Source organism: Victivallis sp., from assembly GCF_048170485.1.
In the GTDB taxonomy this organism is placed as follows: Bacteria; Verrucomicrobiota; Lentisphaeria; order Victivallales; family Victivallaceae; genus Victivallis.
This window is the reverse complement of record NZ_DBEXAY010000193.1, coordinates 1-14,490: the sequence shown is the minus strand read 5'-3', so window position 1 is coordinate 14,490 and position 14,490 is coordinate 1. Positions and strand designations below refer to the sequence as shown.

At 63.7% G+C, this 14,490-nt stretch carries 12 protein-coding genes and 1 pseudogene; 6 read left to right on the top strand and 7 right to left on the bottom strand.

From position 1 onward, the window contains the following. Positions 1-16 precede the first annotated feature (16 nt). The 4 genes from glmS to ACMLHG_RS10055 form a co-directional block, all read right to left on the bottom strand. The gene (gene glmS / locus ACMLHG_RS10070) at positions 17-1,852 is read right to left on the bottom strand and encodes a glutamine--fructose-6-phosphate transaminase (isomerizing) (protein WP_417170399.1); all 1,836 of its coding nucleotides are present in this window, start codon (positions 1,850-1,852) and stop codon (positions 17-19) included. A gap of 12 nt (positions 1,853-1,864) precedes the next feature. Further along, complete coding sequence (locus ACMLHG_RS10065) at positions 1,865-2,278, bottom strand: nucleoside 2-deoxyribosyltransferase domain-containing protein (protein ID WP_294436236.1); 414 nt, start codon at positions 2,276-2,278, stop codon at positions 1,865-1,867. Positions 2,279-2,370: 92 nt separating this feature from the next. Continuing rightward, positions 2,371-4,137, bottom strand: coding sequence for a phosphoenolpyruvate--protein phosphotransferase (gene ptsP / locus ACMLHG_RS10060; protein ID WP_417170398.1), 1,767 nt, complete (start codon positions 4,135-4,137; stop codon positions 2,371-2,373). 31 nt (positions 4,138-4,168) lie between these two features. Then, on the bottom strand, positions 4,169-4,462 hold the full coding sequence (locus ACMLHG_RS10055) for an HPr family phosphocarrier protein (RefSeq protein WP_294436234.1): 294 nt from the start codon (positions 4,460-4,462) through the stop codon (positions 4,169-4,171). 261 nt (positions 4,463-4,723) lie between these two features. On the opposite strand from ACMLHG_RS10055, the gene ACMLHG_RS10050 reads away from it, so the two are divergent. From ACMLHG_RS10050 to phoU, 6 genes are all read left to right on the top strand, one after another. After that, entirely contained in the window at positions 4,724-6,001 is a 1,278-nt protein-coding gene (locus tag ACMLHG_RS10050; RefSeq protein WP_417170397.1) for an O-acetylhomoserine aminocarboxypropyltransferase/cysteine synthase family protein, read from the top strand. 209 nt (positions 6,002-6,210) lie between these two features. Beyond that, entirely contained in the window at positions 6,211-7,248 is a 1,038-nt protein-coding gene (gene pstS, locus ACMLHG_RS10045) for a phosphate ABC transporter substrate-binding protein PstS (RefSeq protein ID WP_417170396.1), read from the top strand. 25 nt (positions 7,249-7,273) lie between these two features. After that, positions 7,274-8,209: a phosphate ABC transporter permease subunit PstC gene (pstC, locus tag ACMLHG_RS10040; RefSeq protein ID WP_294436231.1), complete on the top strand. Its 936-nt coding sequence runs from the start codon at positions 7,274-7,276 to the stop codon at positions 8,207-8,209. Between the two features lies 1 nt (position 8,210). Further along, positions 8,211-9,086, top strand: a complete 876-nt coding sequence (gene pstA / locus ACMLHG_RS10035) for a phosphate ABC transporter permease PstA (protein WP_294436229.1) — start codon at positions 8,211-8,213, stop codon at positions 9,084-9,086. Next, on the top strand, positions 9,076-9,852 hold the full coding sequence (gene pstB, locus ACMLHG_RS10030; RefSeq protein WP_294436228.1) for a phosphate ABC transporter ATP-binding protein PstB: 777 nt from the start codon (positions 9,076-9,078) through the stop codon (positions 9,850-9,852). The genes pstA and pstB overlap by 11 nt, the downstream gene beginning before the upstream one ends. A gap of 57 nt (positions 9,853-9,909) precedes the next feature. Next, positions 9,910-10,599: a phosphate signaling complex protein PhoU gene (gene phoU / locus ACMLHG_RS10025; RefSeq protein WP_294436227.1), complete on the top strand. Its 690-nt coding sequence runs from the start codon at positions 9,910-9,912 to the stop codon at positions 10,597-10,599. Here the strand turns inward: phoU and ACMLHG_RS10020 are convergent. The 3 genes and pseudogenes from ACMLHG_RS10020 to ACMLHG_RS10010 form a co-directional block, all read right to left on the bottom strand. Continuing rightward, positions 10,547-12,241, bottom strand: a complete 1,695-nt coding sequence (locus ACMLHG_RS10020) for a hypothetical protein (protein ID WP_417170410.1) — start codon at positions 12,239-12,241, stop codon at positions 10,547-10,549. The two genes, phoU and ACMLHG_RS10020, sit on opposite strands and share 53 nt — an antisense overlap. Positions 12,242-12,562: 321 nt before the next feature. Beyond that, positions 12,563-13,648 (bottom strand): annotated as a pseudogene (gene hydE / locus ACMLHG_RS10015) ([FeFe] hydrogenase H-cluster radical SAM maturase HydE); the annotation flags it as partial. 45 nt (positions 13,649-13,693) lie between these two features. Next, entirely contained in the window at positions 13,694-14,410 is a 717-nt protein-coding gene (locus ACMLHG_RS10010) for an anaerobic ribonucleoside-triphosphate reductase activating protein (protein ID WP_294436225.1), read from the bottom strand. Positions 14,411-14,490 lie beyond the last annotated feature (80 nt).

The window sequence follows — 14,490 nt, the reverse complement described above, 5'->3', positions numbered from 1 at the left end:
TGTCTGCTTCCGGATGTTATTCCACCGTCACGCTCTTGGCCAGATTGCGCGGCTGGTCGACTTCGCAACCGCGGGCGACGGCAATGTAGTAGGCGAAGAGCTGCAGCGCCACCGCCGTCGGCAACGGCGCCACAAAACGCGAACAGGCGGGGATTTCAATGACGTCGTCGGTCATCTTCCGCACCGAATCGTCGCCTTTCGTGACCACTGCGACCACCGGGGACTTGCGCGCCCGGCACTCCTGAATGTTGCCGACGGTCTTGTCCTTGCCCGGGATGTCGTTGGCCAGCGCCAGCACCGGATGTCGCTCGTCGAGCAGCGAAATCGGCCCGTGCTTGAGCTCGGCCGCGTGGTACCCTTCGGCGTGGATGTAACTGATCTCCTTGAGTTTGAGCGCCCCTTCCAGCGCGGTGGGGTAGAGGCAGCCCCGGCCGATGTAGAAGAAATCCTCGAACTTTGCATACCGTTCGGCAATCTGCTTGATCGCCGGCGCGCGGCTGAGCACGTCGCGGATCAGGGCCGGAATCGTCTCGATCTCGGCGGCCAGTTCCGCTCCTTCGCTCCGGCTGAGCCGGCGGTTCCGCCCGAGCAGCAGCGCCAGCAGCAGAAGCACCACCACCTGGCTCGAAAACGCCTTGGTCGAGGCGACGCTGATCTCCGGACCGGCGTGCAGGTAGATGCCCCGCCCCGCTTCGCGGGCGATGGTGGAACCGACCACGTTGCAGAGCGCCGTCACCAGCGCCCCTTTCGCCTTCGCCTCCCGCACCGCGGCGATGGTGTCGGCGGTCTCGCCGGACTGACTGATCGGAATGACCAGTGTGTTCGGTTCGATGATCGGATTGCGGTAGCGGAACTCCGCGGCCTGTTCGACCGAGGTGGAGATTCCGGCGATGTCTTCGAAGAAGTATTCCCCGACCAGCCCGGCGTGCATGCTGCTGCCGCAGCCGGCGATGACAATCCGGGTCACCTGCGCCAGGTCGTGCGGGGTGAGGTTCATGCCGTTGAGCACCGCAGTGCCCATCTCATGGTCGATCCGCCCCCGGATTGCATTTTCGATGGTTTCCGGCTGTTCGAAGATCTCCTTGAGCATGAAGTGCGGGTAGTTGCCCTTCTCCGCCTGTCCGGCGTCCCAGTCGATCTTGGCGATCTCCCGCTCGACCGGAACGTTTTTGATGTTCCGCAGGTCGATTCTGTCGGGCGTCAAGAGTGCGATGTCGCCGTCGTTGAGGTAGATCACCTGCCGGGTGTAGGGCAGCAGCGCGGCGATGTCGCTCGCCACAAGATTCTCCGTTTCGCCGACGCCGATGACGATTGGACTGCCTTTGCGGGCCACCACGATCTCGCCGGGGTGAAGCGTCGAAACCACCGCCAGCCCGTAGGTGCCGGTGACCTGTTCCAGCGCGGCGGCGGTCGCACTGATGAGATCCCCCTCGTACCCCTCCGCGATCAGGTGGGCGATCACTTCACTGTCGGTGCCGGAACGGAAGTGACACCCTTTGCTCAGCAGGTGCGCCCGGAGCTCCTGATAGTTCTCGATGATGCCGTTGTGGACGATGGCAAACCGGCCGGAGTCATCCGTGTGCGGGTGGGCGTTGGCCGGAGAGGGTTCCCCGTGAGTCGCCCAGCGGGTGTGCGCAATGCCGCAACCGGAACGTTTTTCCAGCTCCGGCTGTTCCGCCACGAGCGCTTCCAGATTGCGCACCTTGCCGACCGCTTTGACCTCGTACAGACGCTCGTCGGAGATCACCGCGAGCCCGGCCGAATCATAGCCCCGGTACTCCAGACGCTTGAGACCGTCGAGCAGAATGGGCGCCACCGCTTTGGGCCCCGTGTAACCGATAATTCCACACATTGCGCAGTTCCTCTAATCAGAAAAATGGGTGTTGATGTACGCCGCCGCCTCTTCCAGCGAACCGAGGATCTTGGTGCAGAAACGCGCCATCCACGGGCTGCAGTCCTGATATTCAAACGGCGAAAACGCAACGACGAATTTGCCGAGATTGTGCGCGGCGTAGAACACCTCCATGCTCGTGCCGATGCTCGGCTTGTTGTAGTTCACCAGAATGATGTCCGCGTCACGGACATCCTGAAGATCGAATTCGACGATCTCGTTCGCACTGTCCACCTTTCGGTCCACAAACGCCCGCCGCATCGGGTCGAGCAGCCGGAACTGTCTGCCCAGCAGAAGTTTCGCTGCATCGCGCCAGGAGCGGGCCGCCCCTTCGTGCTCATCCATGATCGGGCCGGACAAGTAGACCGTTTTTACTCTGTTTTCCATATTTCTCACCGGATCGTTAACGGAATGTCACAAGACAACCCGGTTAATATAGCATTTTCGGCCCCGGTTTCCAAGTCGGAAACAGAAGATTTTCAGATGTTGAGGATCTCCGGCGCACACCGGCGCACCAGCGCCTCCGACAGGGCGAGCGCATCGCTGGAGTTGGAGCAGCGAAGCGCCTCCTGGGCCGTTTTTTCCGCCTCGTGCATCGACATGCTCCGGATGGCCCGCCGCACCATCGGAATCGACGCCGGCGGCATGCTCAACTCATGAACGCCCAGCCCGACCAGCAGCGGCACAACCCGCACCTCCGCGGCAACCTGACCGCAGACGCTCACCCAGATGTTGTTCTGGCGCGCCGCCTCCACGGTCCGGCGGATCAGCTCGAGAATCGCCGGATGCGTCGGCCGGTAGAGGTAGGCGACCCGCTCGTTGCTGCGGTCGATCGCCATGGTGTACTGCACCAGGTCGTTGGTGCCGATGCTGAAGAAATCGACCAGGGGGGCAAAACGGTCCGCCAGCAGAGCCGCCGCCGGCGTCTCGATCATCACGCCGAGGGAGAGGCGCGAAACGTGCTCCTTCCCCTCCCGGTCAAGCTGGGCGGTCAGCTGGTCGAGAATCTCCCGGACATCCTGCACCTCCTGCACACTGCTGACCATCGGGAGCATGACCCGCAGATTGCCGTAGATCCCCGCCCGGAGCAGGGCCCGCAGCTGTGTCTCCAGAAGGTCGCGGCGCTCGTGAAGCCCCAGGCGGATCCCCCGGAGCCCGAGAAACGGATTCTGTTCCGCGGCGCGGTAGAGATTGGAGTTGAGTTTATCCCCCCCCACATCCAGGGTCCGCACGATGACCGGATGCTCTCCGCTGGCGACCAGAAGATTCTTGTACACGTCAAGCTGCGTCTCCTCATCCGGCACCTTGAGCCGGTTCATGAAAAGGTATTCCGTGCGGAACAGCCCGATGCCGCAGGCACCGCTCTGTCTGACTTCGTCGATCTTCTCCGGTGTGTCGAGGTTCGCCGCCAGCTGAATCATGAATCCGTCGGTGGTCTCCGGGCGGAGCGCCTTCTCCTGCTCGAGCTTGTTGTAGAGCGCCCCCGCCGCCTCCGCCTTCAGCCGGTAGGCCTCCTCGGTGCGGGCGTCCGGATTGATGATGATCTTCCCGGTATAGCCGTCGAGGATCAGTTTGTCGGCGGCGCTCAGGCTCTCCGGCAGTTCCGGTGGAATGCCCACCACCGCCGGCAGTTTCATCGAACGCGCCAGAATCGCCGTGTGACAGGTGGCGCTGCCGGTTTCCACGGCAAAGCCGAGCACTTTGCTCTGGTCGAGCTGCGCAGTCTCCGACGGGGAGAGACTGCTGCCCACGATAATCCGGCGGTCGTCCAGCCCGATCTCGTGGTTGTGCGCTTCAGAAAGATTGTCCATGATCCGCGCGGCCACGTCGCGGATGTCGGAGCCGCGTTCCCGCAGATATTCGTCCTCCATCCCGTTGAAGACCGCGGCGAAGTGTTCCGCCGCCTGATAGAGCGCGTAGTCGGCGGTGTAGAGATCCTCGCGGATGCCCTTCTCCACCGCGCCGACGAACATCTTGTCATCCACCAGCAGCAGATGCGCTTCGAAGATGTCCGCATCCTGCGAATTGAGCCGGGCGCGAAGCCGTTCGCGCAGTTCGGTGAGCTGTTTTCGGGTAAGCTCCTGGGCGGCGTGAAACCGGTTCAGTTCCGACTCCACCTCGCCCGGTTCGAGCTTGTGCGGTTCCGGTTCGAGCAGGTGGCTGTGGCTGCGCAGTCGCAGAACCCTCCCGATCGCGATGCCGGGAGAGACGGCGATGGCCTGAATCGTCTGGGTTGGTTGCGTCATATGCTCCGGCGCTCCTCACTGCGGCTCGGCTCTATTCGTTTTCGCCGAACCCTGATTCGAAATATGCACAGATCTGCCTGGCCGCCTCTTCCGCATCCGGACCGGCGGCGCAGAGGCGCAGCCGGGTGTTCTTGCCCGCAGCCATCATCAAAAGGCCCATGATGCTGCGGCAGTCCGCGGGACTTTCCTGCTGATCCTCCCGCTCCAGCGTCACTTCCGCCTGAAAGCCGGAGGCCAGTTTGGAAAGCTCCGCCGCCGGCCGCGCATGCAGTCCGCGGACGTTGCTTACCGTGACGATTTTCTTTACGAGCTCTTCCGCCATCATCCGTCGTGGTACCCCGGTGTTGTTGCAAACTTCCTCTGTATCTGTATAATATACACCCGTTTCCTCAGGAAAGCAACCTCTTTGTCTTGTAAAAAGCCGTTCATGAGGTTATATTTTGCCTGTACTGGCGGGACCGGCCGGATTCGGCGCGGAATTTTCCCGCCGTCATGCGGACTTCTGTCGAAGGCGGATTTCTGCCCCTTTCCGGAGAATTCCGGCAGCAGACGCCCCTGTCACCCTGCAACTTTAAGGAGTTGAGAAATGAACGAAAATTGGAAAATCGAGACCCGCGCGGTCCAGTGCGGCTACACCCCCGGCAACGGCGATCCCCGCGTCCTGCCGCTCTATCAGAGCACCACGTTCAAGTATGATGACGCGCAGAGCGTCGCCGACCTCTTCGATCTCAAGCGGGACGGCTTCTTCTACACCCGCCTCGCCAATCCGACCGTCGACGCCTTCGAAAAGCGGATGGCCGCGCTGGAGGGCGGCGTCGCCGCCGTCGCGGTCAGCTCCGGGCAGACCGCCACGATGCTCTCCATGCTCAACCTCGCTTCGGCGGGGGATCACATCCTCGCGGTGTCGAGCCTCTACGGCGGAAGCGTTTCGCTGCTGACCAACACCTTCCAAAAGATGGGCATTGAGGTGAGTTTCGTCCGTCCCCACGACGACTCCGCCACCGTCGCCGCCGCGATCCGGCCGAACACCAAGGCGATCTTCGCCGAGGCGCTCGCCAATCCGGCGCTGGTGGTGCTCGACATCGAACGCTTCGCCGGCATCGCCCACGCCGCCGGCATTCCGCTCATCGTTGACAACACCTTCCCGACCCCCTGTCTCTGCCGCCCCTTCGAACACGGCGCCGACATCGTCACCCACTCCACCTCCAAATATGCCGACGGCCACGCCCAGTGCGTCGGCGGCATCATCATTGAAAAGGGCGGATTCAACTGGAAGAACGGCAAGTTCCCGGGCCTCTGTGAACCGGATCCGGCCTATCACGGGCTGGTCTACACCGACAACTTCGCCGCCTGTCCGTACTCGGTGAAACTGCGCGCCCAGTTCATCCGCGACATGGGGGTTCCGATGGCGCCCTTCAACGCCTTCCTCACCAACCTCGGGCTGGAGACGCTGCCGCTGCGCATGGAGCGCCACAGCCGGAATGCGCTCGCCATGGCCGAGTTCCTCGAGGCGCATCCGAAGGTGAGCTGGGTGAACTATCCCGGGCTGGCCTCTTCGCCGGAGCACGAGATGGCGCGCAAATACCTGCCCGACGGCGCCTCCGGCGTGCTCTGCTTCGGGGTCAAGGGCGGCAAGGCCGCCGGCGAGCGGGTGATGAACTCCCTCCGGCTCGCCGCCATCGTCGTCCACGTCGCCGACGTGCGGACCTGCGTGCTCCATCCGGCCAGCATGACCCACCGGCAGCTTACCGATGCTGAACTGGAGGCGGCCGGGGTGTCGCCCGACATGATCCGGCTTTCGGTCGGCATCGAGAACATCGATGATCTCAAGGCGGATTTCGACCAGGCGCTGGCCAACGCCTGACACGTTGCTGTTGTTTCACTTCGGCGGGAAGGAGCTGACGGAAAAGCTCCTTCCCGCCTTTTCTGTCTCCGGAACCCCGCGATCTGGGAGAATTTTAATACGACGCTAACCAAACTCTAACAATGGGAGGATATCTTATACAGCGAATCCCCGGAGAAGGAACCCTCCGCAGACAGATGCCGGGGAGGAACATCAACAAGGAGTATAAGATGAATCTCTTCCGAAAGCTTGCGTTAATTGCGCTCCTTCCGCTTGCGGCCGGAGCGGCCGACGTTTCCATCAACGGAGCGGGCGCATCGTTCCCTGCGCCGGTCTATCGCGCCTGGACCTACGGATTCTCCCAGTCCACCGGCGAGAAGATCCGGGTCAACTACCAGAGCAGCGGCTCCGGCGCCGGAATCAACCAGATCAAGGACGGTACCGTCGATTTCGGCGGAACCGACAATCCGCTCACCCGCAAGGAGCTGGATGCCGCCAACCTCTGCCAGTTCCCGATGCTGACCGGCGGCGTGGTGGTGATCGTCAACATCCGCGGCGTCAAGCCGAACACGCTCCAGCTCGATCAGGAGACCCTCGCCGGAATCTACCTCGGGCAGATTAAAAAATGGAACGATCCGAAGATCGTCGCGCTCAACCCGGGCGTGAAGCTCCCGAAGCGGAACATCGTCGTCGTGCGCCGTTCGGACAGCTCTGGAACCAGCTTCATCTTCACCAACTACCTCTCGAAGATCTCGAAGGAGTGGCGCGACAAGGTCGGCGCCGGTCCGGCGGTCAACTGGCCGGTCGGCATCGGCGGCCAGAAGAACCCCGGCGTCTGCAACACCGTCGCCCGGATCAACGGCGCCATCGGCTACACCGAATACACCTATGCCGTCGAAGCGAAGCTCTCGATGGTGGCGCTGAAGAACAAGGCCGGCAAGTTTGTCCGTCCGACCCCGTCCTCGTTCCAGGCTTCCGCGGCGAACGCGCAGTGGAATCCCGCCGAAGGCTTCTACATGGTGCTTACCGATCAGAGCGGCGACGAGAGCTGGCCGATCACCGGTGTCACCTACGTGCTCGTGCAGCGCAACCAGACCGATGCGGCGAAGGCGGCCGCTCTGCTGAACTACTTCAACTGGTGTTACACGTCGGGCGCGGTCACCGCCTCCCGGCTCAACTACGTGCCGCTCACCGGCAAGGTGCTGGAGCTGGTCCGCAAATGCTGGGCGGATGAGATCCGCTGCAACGGTCAGCCGGTCAAGTTCTGAGAAAGTGTCGAGTCGGAGCTGTATCATGATTCGGATCATTCCAGTCACCTCTGCCGGCATGGATCGGCTGTTCCGGGTCGCCGCGGCCGGAAGTGCGCTTCTGGTGCCCGCGCTGCTGGCGGCGTTCCTGATCCAGCTCGGCTGGGGATCCTTTCCGGCCTGGCGGGAGTTCGGCCCCGGATTCATCATCGGCACGGATTGGGACCCGGTTGCCAACAGTTACGGCGCGCTGCCGGCGATTGTCGGAACGCTGCTCACGACTGCGCTTGCGCTGCTGATTTCGATTCCGCCGGCCTTCGTGACCGCGCTCTTCCTGGTGGATGCACCCGCCGGCATCGGCGAGGTGCTCAGCCAGGCGCTCGATCTGCTCGCGGCGATTCCCAGCGTCATCTACGGCATGTGGGGGCTGTTCATTCTCGTGCCGCTGATGCAGGACTACGTTCAGCCCTTCCTCTCGGAGACGCTGCATCTGGGGAGCATCCCCTTCTTCGGGCAGGACGGCAACGGGTTCGGAATTCTCACCGCTTCGCTGATTCTCGCGCTGATGGTGCTGCCCTACATGTCGGCGGTGATGCGGAACGTCTTTAAAATGACGCCGGGCGTCCTGCGCGAATCCGCCTACGGCATCGGCTGCACCCGCTGGGAGACCGCCCGTGACATCGTCATGCGGTACGGCATCCGCGGCCTGCTCGGCGGCATCTTCATCGGCCTCGGCCGGGCGCTCGGCGAGACGATGGCGGTCCTCTTCGTGGTCGGCAACGTCGTCGAAATGCCGGTCGACCTCTATGCGAGCGGCACCACCATCGCCGCGACGCTGGCCAACAACTTCGCAGAGGCCGACGGCATCCTGCGGGCGGTGCTCTTCGCGCTGGGGCTGATCCTGCTGCTGATGGCGCTGGGGGTGCAGATCCTGGCGCAGTACTACCTCTTCATGACCGGCGCCAAACGGGGAGAAAAGTAAAATGACGTTCGTCTCTTCCACCCGCCGCCGCGGTCTCTTCCGCCGCAAACTGGTTGACCGGATCGTGCGCATCCTCTCGGTCGCGGCCCTCGCGGTCGCGGTCGCCGGCATGATCTGGATTCTCTGGACGGTGGTCTCCCGCGGCGCGGCGGTAATCAGTCTGGAATTTCTCACGGAACCCTCCAAACCGTTCGGCGCGGAGGACTCCGGCATCGCCAACGCTCTGCTCGGCACGTTGGCGATCACCCTCGGCGCCGCGCTGATCGGCATTCCGCCCGCGGTGCTCGGCGGCATCTATCTTGCCGAGTTCGGGCGCAACACCCGCGTCGGAAATCTGATCCGTTTCGCCGCGAACGTGATGATGGGCATGCCGTCGGTGGTGGTCGGCCTCTTCGTCTACGCGGTGCTGGTGATTCCGCTGGGCACCTTCTCCGGCTTTGCCGGTTCGGTTGCGCTGGCGATTCTGATGGTGCCGGTGGTCCTGCGCACCACCGAGGACATGCTGCTGATGGTGCCGGATTCCCTCCGGGAGTCCGCGCTGGCGCTGGGCACCACCCGGGCCCGCGCTTCGCTGCAGATCATCTGCCGCTCCGCCCGGGGCGGACTCATCACCGGAATCCTGCTCGCCGTCGCCCGGGTCAGCGGCGAGACCGCGCCGCTGCTCTTCACCGCCCTCTGGAGCGACGCCTGGCCGAAGAACTACTTCACCGGCCCGACCGCAAACCTGCCGGTTCTGATCACGGAATACTCGACCAACTCTCCCTTCGCCGACCAGCATGCGGCCGGGTGGGGAGCCGCTTTGATCGTTACATTGATGGTGCTCGCGCTGAACATCGCGACCCGGATCGTTTTCAAGGAGAAACACCATGGACGCTGAATCTCTTCCTCCGGTAAAAATATCGGTGAAACATCTGAACTTCTTTTACGAAAAAGGGCACCAGGCGCTCTTCGACAACAACCTCGACATCCGGGCGAACCGGATCACCGCGGTGATCGGTCCCTCCGGTTGCGGAAAGTCCACGCATCTGCGGGTCTACAACCGCATCTTCGAACTCTACCGCGGCCAGCGGGCCGAAGGGAGCGTGGAGATCGACGGGGTCAACATCCTCTCGCCCGAGGTGGATGTGCTCGAACTGCGTCGCAAGGTCGGCATGATCTTCCAGAAGCCGACGCCGTTCCCGATGTCGGTCTTCGACAACGTCGCCTATCCGATGCGGCTGCATTTCAAACTCTCCCGCAGCGAGATTGCCGACCGGGTCGAGGCGGCCCTGCGCGGCGCTTCGCTCTGGGACGAGGTCAAGGACAAGCTCAAGAAGAGCGGACTCGCCCTCTCCGGCGGCCAGCAGCAGCGGCTCTGCATCGCCCGCGCCATCGCCGCCGAGCCGGAGATCCTGCTGATGGATGAGCCGACCAGCGCCATCGACCCGGTGGCGACGCTGAAGATCGAAGATCTTGTGCTCGAACTGCGCAGCCGCTTCACCGTCGTGATCGTCACGCACAACATGCAGCAGGCCTCCCGCATCAGCGACTACACCGCCTTCTTCTACAAGGGGCGGATTGTCGAATACGACGTCACCGAAAAGATCTTCACCAATCCGGCGGAGAAGAAGACCGAAGAGTACATCACCGGACGCTTCGGATGATGCCGTTCCGGCAAAGATCGAAACAAGTTCAACAGCGATACAGAGGAATCAGAAAGAATGAGAGCTCATCTTGCCAAGGAGATCGGCAACCTGCAACGGCTGGTCAGCGAACTGGCGGCCGAGGTGGAGGATGCGGTCAGAAAGGCGGTCACCGCCGCCCGGGAGCGGGACGATGCCGCCGCCCGGGAACTCATCGCTCACGACGACGTCATCGACCAGCATGAGGTCGCCATCGAGGAGGAGTGCCTGAAGATTCTCGCCCTCCATCAGCCGGTGGCGGGGGATCTTCGTTACATCATCACGTTTCTCAAGGTGAACGGCGAACTGGAACGGATCGGCGACCTCGCCGCCAACATCGCCGGCCGCGCCATCTCCATGGCCGAAAATACCGTGAAACCGGAGGTCCTCTTCGACTTCGACCCGCTGGTTTCGCTGGTGCGGCAGATGCTCAAGCGCGCGCTCGACGCGCTGGTGGCCCGCAACTGTCTGGAGGCCAGCGAAGTCATCCGCGACGACCGCGCCGTGGACCGGCTCAGCGGCGAAATCTGCGACCGTGCCGTCGAAGAGCTGCAGAAACAGCCCGGTCTGGCCGGATACTGCACCGATGTGATCCTGATCGCCAAGCATCTGGAGCGGATCGGCGACTGCACCACCAACATCTGCGAAGACATCGTCTATCTGGAACTGGGCAAAATCATCCGTCACGGCGGACTGGATGCCCGGTACTCCGAGGCTCTTCCGGAGTGATCTCCGGCGGAAACTCCTCCCGCAGGCGACCCTCTTCCCGCCACAGCCGGATCGCTCCGGCCGGCGTGGGGATGGTCGCCGCTTCGTTTCCCCGGCAGAGCGGCGACGGCGCAATCCGGAAGGTGCGCCAGCCGTCCGCCGTCGGTTCACAGCCGAAGAAGAGAATGGGCAGCAGCGCTGCCGGCCCCGCGCTCCACGCATGGCAGAGGCTCAGCCCGTACGGACGCTGGTAGAAGGCGTACCGTTCGTTGCCGGTCTGTGAGGCGTCGTACGCTTCGAAGAAGGTGGTCGCCCCCAGCCGGAGCATGCCGCCCCAGATTTTCCGGAGCCGGGCGAGGGCGGTTTCATGCAGGCCCGCCCGGTGAAACGCCAGAATTTCCAGCGCCGCCTGATACGGGGTGCCGACCGGCGGCAGCTCGTCGTCGCAGAGTTTCTCCATGATGGCCCGCGCCATGGCCGGTTCGACCAGTCCGGAGAGGACGGCCAGAATGTTGGCGTGGCGGTAGAACCCCAGCTCCGGCCGCGCCGGATTGGCCGGGAAGAGGCCGTGCCGGGCGTCGAAGCCCCGGAGCAGGCTCTCCTTCAGTTCGCCGGCCCGTTTCCGGCACCGTTCCGCCAGGCGGGTATCCTGCCGGCGCTCCGCCAGACGGGCGGCCGCTTCGAGCGCCTGGAAGAAGAGGAGCTGAAGCGCGCTCTCCTTCTCCTCGCTGTTCCAGCCGCGCTCCGGCTCCTGCCGGCTGGCCACCCAGTCGATGAAGACCCAGCTGCCCGGCGGCAGGAAGGGGGTGGAGCTCTCCAGAAGACGGTCGATCATCGCCGCGATTCCCGGATAGAGCCGCTCCAGAAAGGCTGGATCCTCGAAGTAGCGCAGATAGAGATCGTGACAGATCAGCAGCCAGAGGGTGTAGTCGGTCGCGCCGTTGACGTGCTGTTCCTCGATGCCGGCGTCGCCGAGAATGGTCAGCGTCCTGCGGACCGGTTCGGGGTCCGCGAAGGTGTAGGCGTTCGCCAGCAGAGAGAGCGCGAGGTCGCCCGCCCACGGCAGGCGGTCCCGCTTGATACCGTCGATCAGAAAGTGGCGGATGCAGAGCCGCAGAGTGTAGGCCGAACACATCCAGATCCGGTTCAGCTCCGCATCGGCGGCGAATGCGCCGCGGTAGCACTCCGGGGTGAATTCGGCGTCGCACTCCACCTGTATCGGGGCGGGGGCTTCGACGCGCAGGTAACGGAAGGCGAGCGCTCCCGGCGTCTCCCAGCACTCCGGCGCAACTTCGACCAGCTCCAGCGACTGTTCACTGCGGGCGGGGTCGCGGTTTTCCAGTTCGAAGGTCGATTCGCCGAAGCCGAACTCCGGTCTGGTTTCGCTGTGAATCCGGACCGTGCCGATCAGCTCCCGGCCGAAGTCGTAGCGCCCCGGTGCGTACTCCTCCGCGGTCAGCCGGAGCGTCGGCAGCGGGTCGCCCGCCGGATCGCCGCCCGGCAGCGCCGTCTCGAAGTGAACGCCGTCGCTCGACGCCTCCCAGCCGAGGGGCGGAAGGGGGAGAATTCCCGGCAGAAGTTCCCCGTCGGAACCGGTTTCCACCCGCAGAAGCAGCGTCCCCTCCCGTTCGGGATGGAGGCGGAACACGCCGCCGCTCTGCATCGTTGCCGCCAGCGGAGTCCCGTCGAGCGTGGCGGAAAGAGTGCCGCTTGTGCGGAGCAGGAGCTCCTCCGGCCGGACCCGCCGGCGGAACCAGCAGACCGTCGAGGGGCGCCGGAAGCAGCCGGGGTAGCCGACATTCAGTTTCATGAGCGCGACTTCGCGGCGCATCTTCTGCAATAGAAACCGCTCATATTCGCACGGCGGATAGAGCCAGCCCGCCGGCGCGGCACCTTCCGGCACCGGGGTTTCCACCGACCAGGCCGGATCGACGACCGCCGCGGCGGAGTCCCGGTGCGCCCGGTCCGGCACGCCGTCGTCCGCGCCGTTCCGGCGGGCGAAATGGCGGGAGTCCCCCCACTGATCGTAGGCGATCGTCTCGCCGATGGAGGCGATCGCCTGTTCCTGTTTTTCGCGGACCAGCCGGGCGTTCTCGTCGGTGCCGGGTTTGTTTTCGTAGAGCAGATAGCCCTGCCGGTAGGCAACTTCACCGATGTTCGGCATGATGACGTTCGCCCCGGCGAGCAGTCCGCGCTCCCGGCCGTCCGGCGCGAGCGCCTGCAGTGCGGTGGTGCTGGCGATGTTGACGTCTTTGAGCTGCAGCCGGGTGACTGCGATCATTTTGAGGCCGAGCTCCAGCTGGCGCTCCGGCCGCTCTCCGTATTCCGGAAACTCCCGCCCCAGCGGCGTTTCGTGATGGGGAATGTAGGGGCCCATGCCGATCATGTCCACATCCAGTTTCCGGAAAAATTCGATGTCGTGCACCAGATCATCGATGCTCTGATGCGGCAGACCGATCATCACGCCGGTCCCCACCTGATAGCCCACTTCGCGGAGCTTCCGGAGTGAGGCGAGCCGCTCTTCGTACCGGTGGTCGGCAGGGTGCAGTTTCGCGTAAAGCGCCGGATTCGACGCTTCAATCCGCAGAAGGTAGCGGTGCGCCCCCGCTTCGAACCAGCGGCGGTAAACCGCTTCACTCTGTTCGCCGACCGAAAGGGTGATGCCGAGGTTGCCGGGCAATGCCTTGATCCGCCGCACCGCCTCCTCGATGAAGTCGACGAACGCCGGGTCGTGCCGTTCTCCCGACTGGAGCACGACCGAGCCGTAGTGGAACTCCACCGCGTGCCGCGCCGCCGCGACGATCTCGTCGAGCGTCATCGCGAAGCGGTTGACATGGGCGTTGCTCCGGCGGATGCCGCAGTAGAAACAGTCCTTCCGGCAGAGGTTGGAGATCTCGATCAGGCCGCGGAGCCGGACGCGGTTGTCTATATAGTGGAGCTTGACCGCGTACGCCGTCCGGTAGAGTCGCGCCAGATCTTCCGGCGCCTCCAGTTCGAGCAGAAACTTCAGTTCGGCTTTGGAGAGGAGGTCTCCTGCCGCGGCCCGTTCGAGAATTTCCGTGAGATTCATGCCGTCTCCCGCAAGGGGAGCGCCGTTCTGTGCCGGCGCTCCAGGTTATTCCACAATTCTGCCGTGCAGTCCGCGCACCTTCACCTCCGGCCCGAGGCGCCGGGCGATCTGCACCAGCTCCCGGTCCGAATAGGTCGGCTGTTTCGACAGATCGTCGTCGATGACCTCCACCGGATTGTACTGTTGCAGCATCCACTGCCGGACGCCGAGCGAAGTCAGCTCCCGGTGCATGGTTGCCAGATCCTCTTCCGAAAGCAGTCTCTTGTGGACGGTGGTGCGGATGTCCAGATCGATTCCGGCTTCGAGCGCCAGGCGGATGCTCTTCTGCACCCGTTCCGCGACCGTTTCATCCCCGGTTCCGGTCAGCTGCGCGTACCGTGCGGCCGGCGCCTTGTAGTCGATCCCCATGGCGTCCACACCGACCGACTGAAGCAGTCGCTCCACCCGGTCGGGGAAGGTGCCGTTGGTATCCACCTTGGCCAGGTAGTCGCGGGAGCGGATGTTGCGGACGAATTCCCCGATATCTTCATGCAGCATCGGTTCGCCGCCGGAGATCACCACCCCTTCGATCAGCCCCCGGCGGTGGTCGAGAAATCCGAAGAACTCCTTTTCCGTCACCCGCGGCTGACTGGTCGGGTCGAAGACCAGGCAGGGATTGTGACAGAACGGGCAGCGCAGGTTGCATCCGCCGGTGAAGACGATGCAGCCGATCCGCCCGGGATAGTCGACCAGTGTGAACTTGTTGAACCCTCGTAAATCCATTGTATTACCGCCTGTCTGCAGAAAAAAGGGCCGGATGCCTGCGGCGCTCCGGCCCCTCAATTCGTCCGTTTCTTACTTGA